Genomic DNA, 16,155 nt, shown 5'->3' with positions numbered 1-16,155 from the left:
CACGCCGGTACAGCGGCTTTCCCTCTGTGCAGAAGCTTCAAAATTGCGTACAAAGGCTAATAGAAATCTGACTCATTTTCATCAAAACTGATCGCTAACGATAAAAGTGGTGATAGCTTAATTGCCATGACCTGATTAGACCGTAAACTGAACGTGGGACGATCGGCCCCTGATCGCCTTAGTGCTGCAATCCCGAAGATTCTTTCTTCCAAACTGAAATGAAAACAATGCCCGTATTGAGCTTTTTTCAAGCGTTTGCATCCCAGAAGAAGACTGTTGGTCAGATTTTTGCTGTCCAACCCAACCCCATACGGGCTCATTATAAATCAATCGACGATTTGAGGGATCTTGGGACCCGGGTAGCAAAGGGCGAAGACGTCCGGTTGCCCGATTACGAGCCGATGGTTTTCGAGCAGCGAACAGTCGAAAACGCCAGGTTGATCCTGCATTCCTACCGTTCCTCCGATGCGGCAGCACGCAACGGCGAAACGATTACACCAGCGGCCCAGTGGCTTTTGGACAATTATTACCTGGTCGACCAGAACATACAGCAGGTCGAGCGCGACCTGCCCAAGAAATTTTTCAGGCAGTTGCCGCCCCTTGCGAGCCAGCCCAACATCCCGCGGGTAATGGCCCTGGCCTGGCTTTACGTCGCGCATACGGACAGCCAGTTTTCGCTGAATAGCCTGAGCGCCATCGTTGAAGGCTTCCAGACCGTCGAACCTTTGCATATCGGCGAATTGTGGGCACTTCCGTCAGCCGTTCGCTTTATTCTGATCGAGAATGCCCGGCGACTTTCGTTGCGCGTCGAGCGTGCCCGTCGCATGCGAGCCTATGCCAATAGCGTTGCCGACGAAATCACACTGAACGCTGACAAAGATACCCTCCCGCAGCTTTTGGCACAGTATGCGCCAGCGGCCAAGGACAGCACTTTTGCCACCCACCTGCTTTATCGTTTGCGTGGCGGCACTGCTCACTCCGGAGCTGCCGTCGCGTGGCTCGAAGACGAGCTCGAAAAGAATGGCAGCGATTCCGAGGATGCCATCATTCAGGAACATACCCGCCAATCGACGGGCGGCGTGAGCATGGGCAATCTCATTCGCAGCCTGAAGGCGATCGATGACGTCGACTGGATTACCTGGTTTGAGACAGTTAGCGGCGTCGATGCCGTTCTGCGCGACAACTCCAATTTCGACGCGCTCGACTTTCATTCTCGCAATGCCTACCGCGTTGCCATTGAAAAGATTGCTCGCCGCTCAGGCAAGAGCGAACACGACATCACGCAATCCGCTCTCGAACTCGCACATAAAAGTGCTGAAGAGACCGCTGGCGCAGGCGGTGTCACGGAGCAGCGCAAACGCGATGTCGGCTATTATCTCGCTGGAGACGGCCGTCCGGAACTTGAAAAGACGTGTGGCTACAAGCCGACAGTGCTTATTCGATGGGTACGTTTCTACCGGAGCTTGGGTCTCGCCGGCTTGTGGGCGCCGGCTTCGTTCTTCTCCATCGCCATCCTCTTACTGATCAATTATTTCCTGCGCCGTGCCGGATTGTCTGACGGCATGACCTGGCTGTTCACTTTGCTGGCAGTGTTCCCCACGATGGAAACAGCCAACGGCTTCGTCAACTGGATCATACCGATGTTCATGCCGCCGACGCGGCTAATCGGCTTTGAGTACAAGAATGGCCTGCCCCCGGAGGCAAAAACCCTCGTTGCCGTGCCGACGCTGATCACGTCGCGTGACTCCGTAGATGAGCATATCCGCAACCTCGAAGTTCACTATCTCACAAATCCGCGCGGCGAGGTCTATTTCGCTCTGTTGACGGACTGGGCCGACAGCAAATTCGAACAGACCGACGATGATCTCGACATTTTCGACTATGCGCGGGAGAAAATCACCGCGCTCAATGAGCACTACACGCAAAACAATCCCCGCTTCTTCCTGTTGCATCGCAAGCGCCTGTTCAACGCGCAGGAAAACCGCTGGATGGGCTGGGAGCGCAAGCGTGGCAAGTTGCACGAGCTCAATATGCTGCTGCGCGGCGACAAGGATACGACGTATTTCCCGTCGAACGAGGAAGTCCCGACCGACATCAAGTTTGTGATGACGCTCGACTCGGACACCCGCCTGACGCCGGACTCCGTCAATCGTCTGGCCGGCAAGCTTATTCATCCGCTCAATCGACCCATCTACAGCGCCAAGGCAGGGCGTGTGGTTAGCGGCTACGCTATCCTGCAGCCTCGTGTCACCCCCTCGCTGACGACCGGCGACGATGCTTCGTTCCTCCAGCGGGTCTTCTCGGTCAATCGTGGCATCGACCCTTATGTTTTCGCGGTTTCCGACGTCTATCAGGACGTGCTGGGAGAAGGCACGTTCACCGGCAAGGGTCTTTATGACATCGATTTCTTTGAAGCTGCACTTGACGGAAAGATCGGCGAGAACGCCGTTCTGAGCCATGACCTGCTCGAAGGCGGCTATGCGCGCAGCGCGCTCGTAAGTGATGTCGAAGTGGTCGAGGACTATCCCACCGGCTACAATGTCGATATCTCGCGCCATCATCGCTGGACGCGCGGCGACTGGCAGCTCCTGCCTTATCTTTTCAGCACACGACCGGGTGTCACCGCGGTCACGCGCTGGAAGATGGTCGATAATCTTCGCCGCTCGCTTACGCCGATCTTCTGGATCCTGGCCTCCATCGCAGGCTGGACATTGCTGCCGCCGGGGCTAGCTACGGTGTGGCAATGCTTCATGATCTTCAGCATGTTCATCGTGCCGACGATGATATTATTTACGAACCTGGTGCCGACAGACATGAACCTGTCGCTCAAGGGGCACTTCCAGGCGATTCTCACGGACATTTTTGCGGGGGCAGCCGATATCGCCCTGCGCATCACCTTCATCGCAAACATGGCTTGCCTGATGCTCGATGCGATCGTCCGGACGCTTTATCGTCTGTTCATTTCGCGCAAACATCTGCTTGAGTGGCGCGCTGCGGCCCAAGCAAAGACGAGTTCACCCGATACGCTGAGCTACTACCTGCAACTCATGTGGCCCGCGATAATTGTCGCCCTGATCGCTATTGGCCTTCCCTTGGCGACTCAAAGCCGGGCTTGGTTTCTCGCTGTTCCCTTCGCACTGATCTGGCTGCTGTCGCCGGTAATTGCCTGGCTCGTCAGCCGCTCAGCCAAACCGCTCGATGATTTGAACGTACGCTCATCGGACAAAGGTGAGCTGCGGCGTTTTGCTCGCCGTACCTGGCACTACTACGATACATTTGTCACCAAAGAGCAGAACTTCATTCCACCGGACAATTTCCAGGAGGATCCGCATCCCGTTATTGCGACGCGCACGTCGCCGACGAATATCGGAATGTATTTGCTTTCGACCGTCGCAGCCCGGGATTTCGGCTGGATCAGTTTCAACGAGACACTGACGCGTATCGACCAGACCCTCGAAACCCTCGAGAAGATGGAGAAATACCGTGGCCACCTCTACAACTGGTACGAAACGACAACTCTTCGCCCACTGCTTCCACTTTACGTTTCGGCAGTGGATAGCGGCAACTTGGCGGGCCATCTCGTCGCTTTGTCTTCCGCGCTGGAGAAATGGGCCGAGGCACCCTCGGTTTATCTGCAGAGCGATCTCGACGGCGTTCTCGACGTCAGCGATATTCTTGAGGAAGCCATCAGTGACATTCCGGATGATCGCCGTGTTTTGAGGCCTCTGCGCCGTCGCCTTGAAGAGCGCGTTTCCAATTTCCGCCGGGCAATCACGACGATCAAGGAGGAACCCGAAACCGCATCCCTGCGCACGATCAACCTTGCTCTCTTCGCAGGCGATATCCAGCGCCTGACCGAAGAATTGCATGGCGAACTCGAAAGCCCGATTAGCGCCACCGCCAATGAGTGGGCGCTCCTGCTCGTCAAGACGTGTCAAGGACATACGGACGATGCAATCGGCAGTCACGAGAGCACCGACATTTTGCGCGAACGCTTGGGTACCCTCGCCACGCGGGCGCGGCAACTCGCTTTCGATACCGATTTCACCTTCCTGGAGCGGAAGGAACGGCGCCTGCTATCCATTGGCTTCCGTGTGGAAACCAACGAGCTCGATGCCAGCTGTTATGACCTTCTCGCCTCCGAGGCGCGTCTGGCGAGCCTCTTTGCCATTGCCAAAGGCGATATCCCGGTGGATCACTGGTTCAAGCTCGGGCGACTGCTGGTCCCCGTTGGCTGGCGTGGTGCGCTGGTCTCCTGGTCCGGGTCGATGTTCGAATACCTCATGCCGCCGCTGGTCATGATCGAACCGCTGGGAAGCATGTTGGATCAAACCAACAAGTTGATCGTGCAACGGCAGATCGAATATGGCGAGTCCAAGGGGCTGCCTTGGGGCATTTCCGAAGCGGCCTATAACGCCCGCGACCCGGAGATGAACTACCAATATACCAATTTCGGCGTTCCGACACTCGGCCTCAAGCGTGGCCTTTCGAAAAATTACGTCGTGGCGCCGTATGCCAGCATTATGGCCAGCCAGTATCAACCGGCAGCCGCTGTCAAGAATCTGCAACGTCTGCGCGCCATGGGCGCACTGGGACAGTATGGTTTTTACGACGCCGTGGACTTTACCAAGTCACGCGTCCGCGAAGATGAAGAATATGCCGTGGTCCGCAATTACATGGCCCACCATCACGGTATGTCGATCGTTGCCGTCAACAATGTTGTGTTCGAAGGTCGAATGCGTGAGCGTTTCCACGCGGATCCTGTCATCGAAGCTGCCGAGCTGCTTTTGCAGGAGAAAGCTCCACGCGAAATACCGGTTCTGCAAGCCAAAGCAGAGAACCCGATGCGCAAGGCGGTGGAGAGCTCGGAAGAAACCGCCTCTATCCGCTTCATCCAGAATCCGTTGAGCGCGCCAAACGCAACGCAAATAATGTCGAATGGACATTATTCGGTCATGGTGACTGCCAATGGCGGCGGGTACAGCCGGTGGAATGGCCTTGCCATTACGCGTTTCCAACCCGATCCACTCGAAAGTGGCTATGGTACGTTCCTGTTCCTGCGGGATCTCGAAAATGGCGAATGGTGGTCAGCAACAGGCGATCCAGTGCGGGTTGCGGGCGAGAAGAGCACCACCATCTTTGCCGACTACAAGGCGGAATTCGTCAAGGAGATTGGCACGCTCCATACCACCGTAGAGACCATCGTTGCCTCGGATTCCGATGGCGAGGGCCGCCGCATCGTTATCACCAACACGGGCACCAAAGATCGCATCATTGAAGTCACCTCTTACGCAGAGCTGGTATTGACGAATGACGATACGGATACTGCTCACCCGGCCTTTGCCAAGATGTTCGTGGAAACCGAGATCGACAAGCGTGGCGATGCGATCTATGCCACACGCCGCAAGCGGGGCAGTGACGATCCGGATATCCATGTGGCGCATGTCGTAAGTGACAGTTCTGGTGCGATGCGTGAAATTCAGGCCGAAACAGACCGGCGGAACTTTATCGGGCGCGGACGCACTCTGCGCAATCCGGCGGCCTTCGACGACGGTGCAACCCTCAGTGGCAGTCATGGTTTCGTACTCGATCCCATCGCTTCGCTGCGTTGCCGTGTCCGCGTTCCCGCGCACAAGAAAGTAACACTGGTATTCTGGACTCTCGTCCGCCCAAATCGTCAAGAGCTTGAAGAGGTCGTCTCCCGCTTCCGCCATCCGGATTGCTTTACTCGTGAATTCTCGCTGTCATGGACGAGCTCGCAGGTTCGCCTCCACCACATCGGCATCAATCCTGACGAGGCCGCTGAATTCCAGCGTGTCGCAACCAGCCTGATCTATCCCGACAAGGCACTGCGCATGCCGTCGGAAAACATCGCAAACGGTCTCGGCAGTCAATCCGAGCTCTGGCCCATGTCGATCTCCGGTGACTTCCCGATCCTTGCGCTGCGCATCGATGATGAAGCCGATATGGAAACCCTGAGGAATCTGTTGAAAGCGCACGAGTATTGGCGCGCCAAGGGTCTTGTTGTCGATGTTGTCGTCATCAATGAACGTTCCTTCTCCTACGCACAGGATTTCCAGCGCGGCTTGGAGGCGATCTGCGAAAATAGCCGGGCCCGGGGCGCTCAGCTTGGACCGCGTGTCCACATCTTTGCGGTGCGTAAGGATCAAATGAGTGACGCCAGTTACAACACACTTCTGGCTGCGGCCCGCATTGTCCTGCACGCGCAAAATGGTTCGCTTTCCGAGCAGCTGAAACGCATGGAAGGTCTAAGTGCTGATCTGGTCCCGATCACGGAAACCAGGGGCAAATCCATCATAGCCGGTGACATTGAAAACAGCGATTTGCGGGGAATCGCGCCTGCGCCAACGCAGCTCATGAACAAACGGCGCCCCAAGATTTCTGCAGACGATCTGTCATTCTGGAACGGGTTTGGCGGCTTCGACATGAAGAACGGCGAGTATGTCGTTCGTCTTGGTGGATTGGGCAGCACCCCACAGCCCTGGATCAATGTGATTTCCAACCCGAATTTTGGCTTTCACGTATCAGCCGAAGGCGCAGGTTTTACCTGGTCCGGCAATAGCCGTGACTATCAGCTGACACAGTGGTCGAACGATCCGGTCATCAACCGGTCCGGTGAGGCGATTTACGTGGTGGATACGGATAAGAACACCGCGTTCTCACCGACGGCGTCGGTGCTCCGCGATCCCTCCGTCCAGTACGAGACCCGCCATGGACAGGGCTATTCGATCTTCGGTTCGCGTCACGGCAATGTAGGACTTGAACTCACACATACGATCGATCCTGACCGGCCCGTTCGCCTGTCGAGCCTCAAGATCACGAATAATGGCGGTACTGCCAAGCAACTTCGTGTTTACGGCTTTGTTGAATGGGTGCTAGGCAATGCCCGGGCAAAAACCGCGCCGTTCATCGTGCCGTCGTGCGATCCTGAAACGGGCGTTTTGTTTGCCCGTAATCCATACGGCACGGACCGGCGGGAGCGTGTGGCGTTCTATGCTGCCAGTGTAAAGCCGCAGTCCTATACAGCCGACCGTGCTGAGTTCTTCGGAGCCCTCGGTTCTGTGGATCGTCCAGATGCGGTGCTTCAGGCAAGGATGCTGTCAAACCTGGTCGAAGCCGGCGGCGATCCCTGTGCTGCACTGGCCGTCGATATCAAAGTCGCCGCGGGTGAAACGCAGGAGCTGGTCTTCTACATGGGCGATGCCGGCAGCCGCGAGGAGGCCCGCGAGATTCTTGCAAGCCATGGCAAGCGGCCGTTCAAAGACACTCTCGCATCCTCGAGAGCGATCTGGACAGACTTCCTCGATGGATTGCAAGTCGACACCCCGGACGACGCTTTCAATGTCATGGTGAACCGCTGGCTGCCTTATCAGAGCCTCGCCTGTCGTATCTGGGCACGTTCGGCATTCTACCAGGCGAGCGGCGCCTTTGGCTTCCGCGACCAGTTGCAGGATACCCTATCCATGCTGGTCCTGGATCCATCGCTCGCACGTCATCAAATTCTCAATGTATCGGCCCGTCAATTCAAGGAAGGCGACGTTCAACACTGGTGGTTGCCAACCACTGGCGCAGGCGTTCGCACGAAGATCTCTGACGATGTGGTCTGGCTCGGCTATGCCATTGCCCACTACACCTCGGTGACCGGCGACATGAGTATACTGGATGAGCAAGTCGCATTCATCGAAGGCAGAGCACTCGAGAACGGCGAGCATGACGCCTTTTACCAACCGACGATCTCTGACGAGAAAGTCAGCGTCTATGAGCATGCAGCCCGCGCGCTTGACCTCGCCGTCGCCCGCACAGGCTCCCACGGCCTGCCGCTGATGCTGACAGGCGATTGGAACGACGGCATGAACCGCGTCGGCGAGGACGGCAAGGGCGAAAGCATATGGCTTGGGTGGTTCCTGATCAGCACTTTGCGCGATGTCTTGCCGATAGCAAGACATTTCAAGGACAAGGAACGCATCCAGCGATGGGAGGCCCATATTGAAAGTCTGAAAACCGCTCTCGAGAAGGACGGTTGGGATGGCGAATGGTATCGTCGCGGCTACTTTGACGATGGTGCTCCCCTTGGCTCGAAAAAGAGCGATGAGTGCAAGATCGATTCGATCGCTCAATCCTGGAGCGTCATATCCGGCTATGGTGATCCAGAGCGAAGCAAGCGGGCCATGCACTCGGTCGCAACGCATCTTATCGACGACGAAGTCGATATCATCAAGCTGTTCACGCCCCCCTTCAACAAAACGCGACATGATCCAGGCTATATCAAGAGTTATCCGGTCGGTGTACGCGAAAATGGCGGGCAATATACGCATGCCGCAACTTGGGCAGTTCTTGCGATGGCCAAGCTCGGCGATGCGGATGAAGCGTACCGCTGGTTCAAGAAGCTAAACCCCATCAACCATTCGCTGACGATGGACAAGGCCGAGTTTTATCGTGTGGAACCTTACGTAGTGGCCGCAGACGTTTATTCGGTAGATCCTATGCGCGGACGCGGCGGCTGGACCTGGTACACCGGGTCCGCCGGCTGGCTCTACCGGGTGGCAACAGAAGGTATCCTCGGTATCAGTCGCCGAAATGACAGGCTGTTCGTCGATCCTGCGCTTCCCTCGGAATGGAGCGGCTTCAATTTCGTTCTGCGCAACGGCGAGGCCCGCTATTCGATAGAAGTCAAGGCGACGTCAAAGGGTGCCGGTAAGATCACCGTCAACGGTAAAAAGCTTACAAAAGCGGAAAATGGCATTCCATTGGAGCCCACGGGTGAGCACAAAGTCACTATCGAAGTGCTCGCGCCCTAACGCTAGCTTCGGCGTTGTTACACTCCTGCCGCCTATGACATTCATGGGCGGCGGTCTTGTTTCAGGCTAAAGCGCTCCCTTGCAGTCGGATTACCAGTTGAGAATCTTTGCAACTGGCATCGATCTGGCGCATAGTCGACGTTATGAAGCATGCATTGAATCAGAAGCCGGACTATGAAAAAGAACTGCGCAAGGCTGGTGTTCGTATCACCAGGCCTCGGCGGATTATTATCGACATTCTGACATCCACCGAAGATCACCCTGATGCGATGAAGATTTTCCATCGTGCCATAGAGATCGACGACAGCATTTCTCTATCCACCGTTTACAGGACCATGAATCTGCTCGAAGAGATGGGTGCCATCCATCGCCATGCCTTCAATGGTGGACCATCGCGTTTCGAACAGGCCCACGGCGAACACCATGATCATCTGATCGATATCGATACTGGTGCGGTAGTTGAATTCAAGTCAGACAAGATTGAAAAACTGCAGGAAGAGATCGCCAAGTCGCTCGGCTATGATATCGTCCATCACCGACTGGAACTCTACGGACGCAAGACCCGCCGCTCCTCATAAGCCGCTCAAAAACGGCGGCTTATGAGACAGTATTCAGGCGGCGGTAGACGCTGGCGGCGATGTCAGCAGTTCGTAGATCAGGCCCGCATCGTGGGCGGTGCGCAGTTTTGCAATGCGCTCAGGATCACGCAGCATGCGCGCAATGCGGGATAATGCTTTAAGATGATCGGCCCCGGCATTTTCTGGCGCCAAGAGCAGGAACACGATATCGACCGGCTGGTCGTCCAGCGCTTCGAAAGCGACGGGCGTTTCGAGCTGAGCGAAAACACCGGCAATCCGCTTCACACTATTGATCTTTCCATGGGGAATGGCAATGCCGTCGCCAACGCCTGTTGAACCCAAGCGTTCACGCTGTATGATCGTGTCAAATACTTCTCGTTCGCTCAGACCGGTCAGGGCGGCCGCCTTTTCCGACATGATCTGCAAGAGTTGCTTCTTGGAATTGACTTTTAATGCGGGCAGGACAGCGTCGGGCTGAATGAGATCACCCAGATCCATTATCTCTCTTCCTTCCAAACCACCCGCATACCGACCGTACGCGGGCGGAAGTTCAAAATTCGCTATGAATCCGCTTCTTCACGTCGGAGCAACGTTTTCACCCGCCACTGTCGATGGATCGATCCAGCCAATATTTCCATCGGCGCGGCGATATACAATATTTACCTGCGTACTGCCAGCGTTTCGGAAAACAACGACGGGACTATCCTTCAAATCGAGTTCCACCACCGCGGAAGCCACACTCATGCTTCTGAGCGCCATCGACGTCTCCGCAACTATGGTTGGCGCGTAATCTTCCGGAATATCCTCATCATCATCCGGTACGGGCGCCATCACCGTGTACGAAACATCATCGAAAACCCCATTTGAACCTGGAGCCTGATGCGACTTCAGGCGTCTCTTGTAGCGCCGGAGACGCTTGTCCACGCGTTCACCCGCTGCGTCAAACGCAAGCAATGGATCCTGCGCTTCGCCCGCCGCCTGCAGCACCGTACCGGTGTCGAGGCGGACAAGACAGTCGGCAATAAATCGAGATCCCTGCTTTTCCACCGTGACATGACCGGTATATCCGCCATCGAAGTATTTGGAGACCATCTCCCCTATCCGCTCCTCAATACGAATGCGGAAAGCGTCACCAATGTCCATATGTTTCCCAGATACACGCAGACTCATGATACCTCACCTTCATTGCGATTTCTTCATTGCCCGAACCAATCTACACTGTTGTGGGGAGGCGAGCAAAGACATCCCGTACAACCTGTGCGAGCGTTTCATCGCGTTTTCGATTGCTGATTCTTCATTCAAAGGTGCGCTTTCACTTCAATTGTTGCAAATTACCGGCGCTTGTCTCCATGACCAGACTTCTTCGGTCCGGTTCAATTACCCACTCAACAAAATTCTACACCCACGTGCCGGATGAATCCAGACTTTCCATCACCCTTCCCCGCCGATGCCTGAGCTTTTTTTTCTCGCCGCCGTTGCACAGAGGAAGCAATATTCATCCCCTCTCGGTATTTTGCGACGGTACGCCGTGCAATCTCGATCCCTTGCTCCTTCAACAAATCCACGATTGTATCGTCCGATAGAATGTCGTCAGGGGTTTCCACGTCGATCAGCTGCTTGATCTGATGACGTACCGACTGCGATGAATGCTGCTCCCCGCCTTCGGTTGCCGCGATCGCCGCATTGAAGAAATACCGCAATTCGAACACCCCCCGCTTCGTCAGCATGTACTTGTTTGCTGTGACCCGGCTGACCGTAGACTCGTGCATACCGATTGCGTCGGCAACATTGCGCAAGTTGAGCGGTTTCAGATAGGCAACGCCGTGACGAAGAAATTGTTCCTGCTGGCGAACAATCTCAGTGGCGACCTTGAGAATTGTTTGTGCCCGTTGATCAAGGCTACGCGTTAGCCAATTGGCACTTTGCAAGCATTCGCTGAGAAACGTCTTCTCGGCGGGAGAGGTTTTCGTTTTCGCTATTGTCGCATAGTAGCTGTTGTTGATGAGCACTCGTGGCAGAGCATCGGGATTGAGCTCGATTCGCCAACTTCCATCAGACGCGGTGTCCACCTGTACGTCGGGCACAATGCTATCCGCTACACCAGAGGAAAAGGCTGTCCCAGGCTTTGGATCAAGATGCTGGATTTCCTGCAACATAGCCAGAATATCCGCGTCACCGACATGACAAAGTCTCTTGAGACTGTGAAAATCCCGTTTGGCCAATAAATCGAGATTTTGCAACAAGGTTATCATGCTCGAGCCCAGGCGGTTTTTTGCCCGCAACTGGAGTGACAGGCACTCCGCAAGGTCGCGCGCGAACAGCCCTGTGGGCTCGAACCCTTGCAAGACTGCAATCAGTTTCTCGATGTGACTGGCATCGGCACCAAACCTTGCGGCGATTTCGCCTACGTCAGCGCGCAAGTAACCTGTCTCATCGAGATGATCGGCAAGCTCAGCGGCGATAAGACGGTCGCCGGCCGATGCAAAGGCGAAAATAATCTGCTCGGCGACATGGTCCCGAAGGGTCCGCGGGGTTGCTGTTACCTGTTCAAGGTTATATCCCTCGCCGCCGGTTGAAACATAGCCATCACCGGAAGACGACTTCCACTGTGAAGCAAGATCGCCGGCAATAAAATCATGTGTCCCAGGATCGTCGGGAAAGATGTTCTCGAGAGAACTATCAAATGTATCCGACATGGAACCAGAACTCGTCGATTCACCGCTCATCAGCCAATGATCGGCTTGCCCGTCCAAAGGGTTATCAGCTTCGGCACCGGTGCTCACCGCTCCTCTGCCAAATTCGCGTTCATCACTGGAAATCCGATCGGTGCTGAAGCCCCGATCATCAAGCGAAAAGTGCTCGCCCGTTGTATCATCGCGCTCCAGCAGGGGGTTCTTTTCGATCTCCTGCTCTATGAATTGTTCGAGCTCGACATGCGTCAGCTGCAGCAGTCGAATCGACTGCATCAGCAGCGGCGTCATTACCAGTGCCTGGGATTGCCTGAGATCGAGCTTTGCCGACAGTGCCATGGTGGGCGCGGGTACTCCCGTACGATTTTCTTTGCATCTGTACAGAACTGGCCCAATCCTTGCTTGTCAATCATAAGCAAGTGAAAAACGTGTTGGTGCGGCAATTTTCAATCTAAAGACGTAGAGAAATTGGTAATTCTTGCGATTGAAGTCGCGAAAACGGGAAAATCAGAGCTTGAACTGATCCCCAAGGTAAAGCCGTCGAACGTCCTGATTGGCAATAATTTCATCCGGTCGACCGTGGGTAAGCACTTGTCCCGCATGGATGATATAGGCCCTGTCGATCAGCTTCAGGGTCTCACGGACATTATGGTCGGTGATCAGCACACCAATGCCCCGACCCGTCAGATGACGCACCAGTTGCTGTATATCCGCAACGGCAATCGGATCCACACCTGCAAAGGGTTCGTCCAGAAGCATGAAATTAGGGCGAGACGCCAAGGCGCGGGCGATTTCCAGCCGTCGGCGTTCGCCACCGGACAGGGAAAGCGCGGGAGCCTTGCGCAGGTGAGCGATGTGAAATTCCTCAAGCAACGAGTCGAGCTCCTGAGCGCGAGCACTCCGATCTTTCTCGACAACCTCAAGGACGGCCTTGATATTGTTTTCCACCGAAAGACCGCGGAAAATCGAGGCTTCCTGCGGCAGGTAACCGATGCCCAGCCGAGAACGGCGATACATCGGCATCGTCGTTACGTCGAAACCATCGATTTCTATCGTGCCCTTGTCGACCGGGACCAGACCAGTCACCATGTAGAAACATGTCGTCTTGCCAGCGCCATTGGGGCCCAGGATACCAACAGCTTCGCCGGCCCGCACCCCAAAGGAAACACCGTTGACGACCTGGCGGCCATTGTAGCTCTTGGTGATGCCACGTGCGACAAGCGTGCCTTTCATACGGTCGACTGCCGCAGGGTCGGCAGGACGCATTTCCTGGGAGATGGTAGAGTCAGGCCGAGCGGAAAGCTTGCTTGAAGAGCGACGCGAAAACAAGGACACTATAGGCTCAGTTCTTCGGCGCGTTCTTGGGAGCAACAACGATAGAGACCCGGCCTGTCTGACCACTCTTGCAGCTTTCAAGCTGGGCCTCGCCCGTTTTAAGCTGCGCTGTCAGCTTGCAGCCGACGGCAACATTGTCGCCTTGGGAAAGAACAACCTTGTTACCAGTCAAAACCAGCACTTCCGTTTTCATATCGAAAGTGCCGTGGTCACCAGTGGCGACCTGATCTTCGGATTTGACGTAGACTTTGTCGTTGACCTCCAGGTGATCGATGTCCTGGGCTCCGGCACCGGTCACTCCCGTGGTTTTTGGCGCGTCAGCACCGGTCGTGTCTTTGCCGGTCGCGTCTTTCTTGGCGCCTTTGACGTAATAAACAATCATGGAACCCGCTTTAAGAAGCGTGGCACCTTGTACGACGGTCACATTGCCTGTGAAGGTAGCAGTGCCCTCATTGTCATGTACAACAAGCTTGTCAGCATCGATCTGGATCGGCTGGTCGCCTGACAATTTTATTCCGGTTGTTGCTGTGGCAGCATCCTGGGCGAGGACGGGAGCCATCATCATGGACGATGCCAACAGGCCCAACGCAACGGTCGAAATGCTGATCAGTTTTGCCCCGCACGACATCGTCTTCTCTCCTAAATCCGGGATTTCCCTTGAAATCAGCAGTAATCCCCAGACGTTACTCTGACGATTTGATTTCCTTGTCACCTTCTTGCAGCTTTGTAGGCTGAATGACAAGCCTTACCCGCTTTTCAAAAGTCATTACCTTGCCGCTTTCGGTAATTTGCATACTGTCCGCGGTTATACTCGACTTGCTATTTTTTACGCTGACCGGATCGTCAGTCGACATCGTGTTGCCAGCTATATCTATATTGGCTGATTGCAGCAGGGCAGTAATGCCATCGGATGTTGTCAAGCTTATGGCGCTGTCGAGCTTCAACTGCCGGTTCGCATTGTCGTATACACCCGATTTCGCAGTGACCTGCGCACGCAGTTCCTTGCCAATCGGAAGCTCCGCACTAATCCCCTCCAGAGAGATGACATTGCTGTTGCCCACGTCCTGCAATGCCTTTACGGCGCTCATTTTGTACGGAAGCTTGTCCTTCGTAAATCCGTCAAGTTTCGGGTTGGTCATGACAAGTTTACCGTTTTCCATCCCGGCATTATCAAGCGAAATATTGCTCGGCACGCTCGATGTGGAAAAGAAAGTGAACCAGGAGAAAACAGCAGCACCGATCAACGCAACAGCAGGCAAGGCAAACTTCAAAAACCGGACGCGCCGAGAGTGGCGTTCCGCAGCACGAAACACCATGGAGTCTTTGTCAGAGCCAGCGAACTGCCGGGCGACCGCAGCATGATGGTCGCTGTCGGCGGTGGCATCGCGCCCCGCATGGGTATCGTTTCTTTCGATGGACATAGGTCTGGTTGTGTTTACCGATTACAATATAATGGCTAGTTGAACGCCAATATGGTTATTTTTCGATGAAATGGACAAGTACCTGTCACACAAGTTGCACTCGGTGCAACAAGTATGCCGTCGTTTGACGAGATACAAGGTCCAAACTGCCGAGCAAGTGCCGGCGGCAAGTCTGGACATGGGCGAAATGATATCGCAAAGAATAACTGACCCTGGTTTGAGAGCGAATGGATAGGACGATGGCAAACGCTGCTGACGCAATTATCGATAGACGACGGCTTCGCAGGAAATTGACATTTTGGCGCGCGTTCACACTCCTGCTCATCGCCCTTGCATTGATTTCACTTTATTTTTTAAATGCTGGCTCCGATGGGTTTTCCGGTAGATCAGCGCCGCATATCGCCAAGGTTCGCGTTGAGGGCACGATTTTTGAAAACGAGGAACTGCTTAAGCGTCTGAAGGAAGTGGAGGATTCCGCCGCGGTCAAGGGCGTGATCCTTTCAGTCGATTCACCGGGGGGTACAACAGCCGGCGGTGAAGCTATCTATGAGGCCGTACGCAAGCTTGCCTTGAAGAAGCCTGTCGTTGCCCAAGTTGGAACGCTGGCGGCTTCGGCCGGATACATGATTGCGAGCGCGAGCGATCACATCGTGGCGCGCCAGTCCTCGATTATCGGCTCCATTGGCGTGCTTTTCCAATATCCTGATATTTCGGAGCTCTTGACCAAGATAGGCGTGAAAGTCGAAACGATCAAATCCAGCCCGCTTAAGGCAGAGCCCAATTTTTTCAATCCGGCCAGCGACGAAGCAAAGGCGATGATCCATCGCATGATCATCGATTCCTATGACTGGTTTGTCGGCCTGGTTCAGGAGCGGCGCAAGTTTACGCATGAACAAGCTCTGGCGCTGGCGGACGGATCTGTCTTTACCGGTCGCCAGGCAGTTGCCAATAAACTGATTGACGAACTTGGCGGCGAAGACAGGGCAATCGCCTGGCTCAAAACAAAGGGTATCGATGCCAAGCTTCCAGTCATCGAATGGAAGCCCGTGGAGAAGTCCTCCCTCGGTATGTTTTTTTCGCATTCGGCCCTGAAAATGCTGACCAGATATCTCGGTATTCCGGAAGAAAGTGGAGGGGTGCTGCGCGAATTGACAGGTGATCGCATGTTCCTTGACGGACTCGTTTCTGTTTGGCACGTTGACGGCAAGCCTGTCGGCGCGCAATAAGGATATTAAACTCATAAGATCAGTGACATAGTATTCAGGTTAGTGCTTTTTGACCTTGTCCTCCTGATCTTGAACCGGAAGGGATT

10 protein-coding genes are annotated in these 16,155 nt (G+C 55.0%); 4 read left to right on the top strand and 6 right to left on the bottom strand.

The genetic code is table 11. From position 1 onward, the window contains the following. Positions 1–227 precede the first annotated feature (227 nt). Positions 228–8,819, top strand: coding sequence for a GH36-type glycosyl hydrolase domain-containing protein (locus tag J2X72_RS04710; RefSeq protein ID WP_310068938.1), 8,592 nt, complete (start codon positions 228–230; stop codon positions 8,817–8,819). Between the two features lie 143 nt (positions 8,820–8,962). Further along, complete coding sequence (locus J2X72_RS04705; protein ID WP_310068935.1) at positions 8,963–9,397, top strand: transcriptional repressor; 435 nt, start codon at positions 8,963–8,965, stop codon at positions 9,395–9,397. A gap of 33 nt (positions 9,398–9,430) precedes the next feature. Here the strand turns inward: J2X72_RS04705 and ptsN are convergent, their stop codons facing one another. The 5 genes from ptsN to J2X72_RS04680 all read right to left on the bottom strand — a co-directional run bounded on the left by ptsN (position 9,431) and on the right by J2X72_RS04680 (position 13,987). Beyond that, positions 9,431–9,895, bottom strand: a complete 465-nt coding sequence (gene ptsN, locus J2X72_RS04700; protein WP_209998388.1) for a PTS IIA-like nitrogen regulatory protein PtsN — start codon at positions 9,893–9,895, stop codon at positions 9,431–9,433. 78 nt (positions 9,896–9,973) lie between these two features. Continuing rightward, positions 9,974–10,567 carry a ribosome hibernation-promoting factor, HPF/YfiA family gene (gene hpf, locus J2X72_RS04695; protein ID WP_112525521.1) on the bottom strand — a complete coding sequence of 198 codons (594 nt, stop codon included), beginning with the start codon at positions 10,565–10,567 and terminating at the stop codon, positions 9,974–9,976. A 215-nt stretch (positions 10,568–10,782) separates the two neighbouring features. Beyond that, positions 10,783–12,426 (bottom strand): RNA polymerase factor sigma-54, encoded by a 1,644-nt coding sequence (gene rpoN / locus J2X72_RS04690; protein ID WP_310068931.1) that lies wholly within the window; start codon positions 12,424–12,426, stop codon positions 10,783–10,785. A 168-nt stretch (positions 12,427–12,594) separates the two neighbouring features. Further along, a complete protein-coding gene (gene lptB / locus J2X72_RS04685; RefSeq protein ID WP_112525525.1) occupies positions 12,595–13,353 on the bottom strand; it encodes an LPS export ABC transporter ATP-binding protein in 759 nt (252 codons plus the stop codon). Between the two features lie 76 nt (positions 13,354–13,429). Then, entirely contained in the window at positions 13,430–13,987 is a 558-nt protein-coding gene (locus J2X72_RS04680; RefSeq protein WP_310068928.1) for an LptA/OstA family protein, read from the bottom strand. On the opposite strand from J2X72_RS04680, the gene J2X72_RS04675 reads away from it, so the two are divergent. Beyond that, on the top strand, positions 13,986–14,114 hold the full coding sequence (locus J2X72_RS04675; protein ID WP_310068924.1) for a hypothetical protein: 129 nt from the start codon (positions 13,986–13,988) through the stop codon (positions 14,112–14,114). The genes J2X72_RS04680 and J2X72_RS04675 overlap by 2 nt on opposite strands. Here J2X72_RS04675 and lptC read toward each other — a convergent pair. Then, entirely contained in the window at positions 14,106–14,738 is a 633-nt protein-coding gene (gene lptC / locus J2X72_RS04670) for an LPS export ABC transporter periplasmic protein LptC (protein WP_310068922.1), read from the bottom strand. The genes J2X72_RS04675 and lptC overlap by 9 nt on opposite strands. A 344-nt stretch (positions 14,739–15,082) precedes the next feature. Here lptC and sppA point away from each other — a divergent pair, with 344 nt between their 5' ends. Then, positions 15,083–16,069: a signal peptide peptidase SppA gene (gene sppA / locus J2X72_RS04665; RefSeq protein WP_310068917.1), complete on the top strand. Its 987-nt coding sequence runs from the start codon at positions 15,083–15,085 to the stop codon at positions 16,067–16,069. Positions 16,070–16,155: the final 86 nt, after the last annotated feature.

The organism is Phyllobacterium sp. 1468, from assembly GCF_031455525.1.
In the GTDB taxonomy this organism is placed as follows: domain Bacteria; phylum Pseudomonadota; class Alphaproteobacteria; order Rhizobiales; family Rhizobiaceae; genus Phyllobacterium.
The sequence above is the reverse complement of the archived record's forward strand: the minus strand, read 5'-3'. Positions and strand labels throughout refer to the sequence as shown.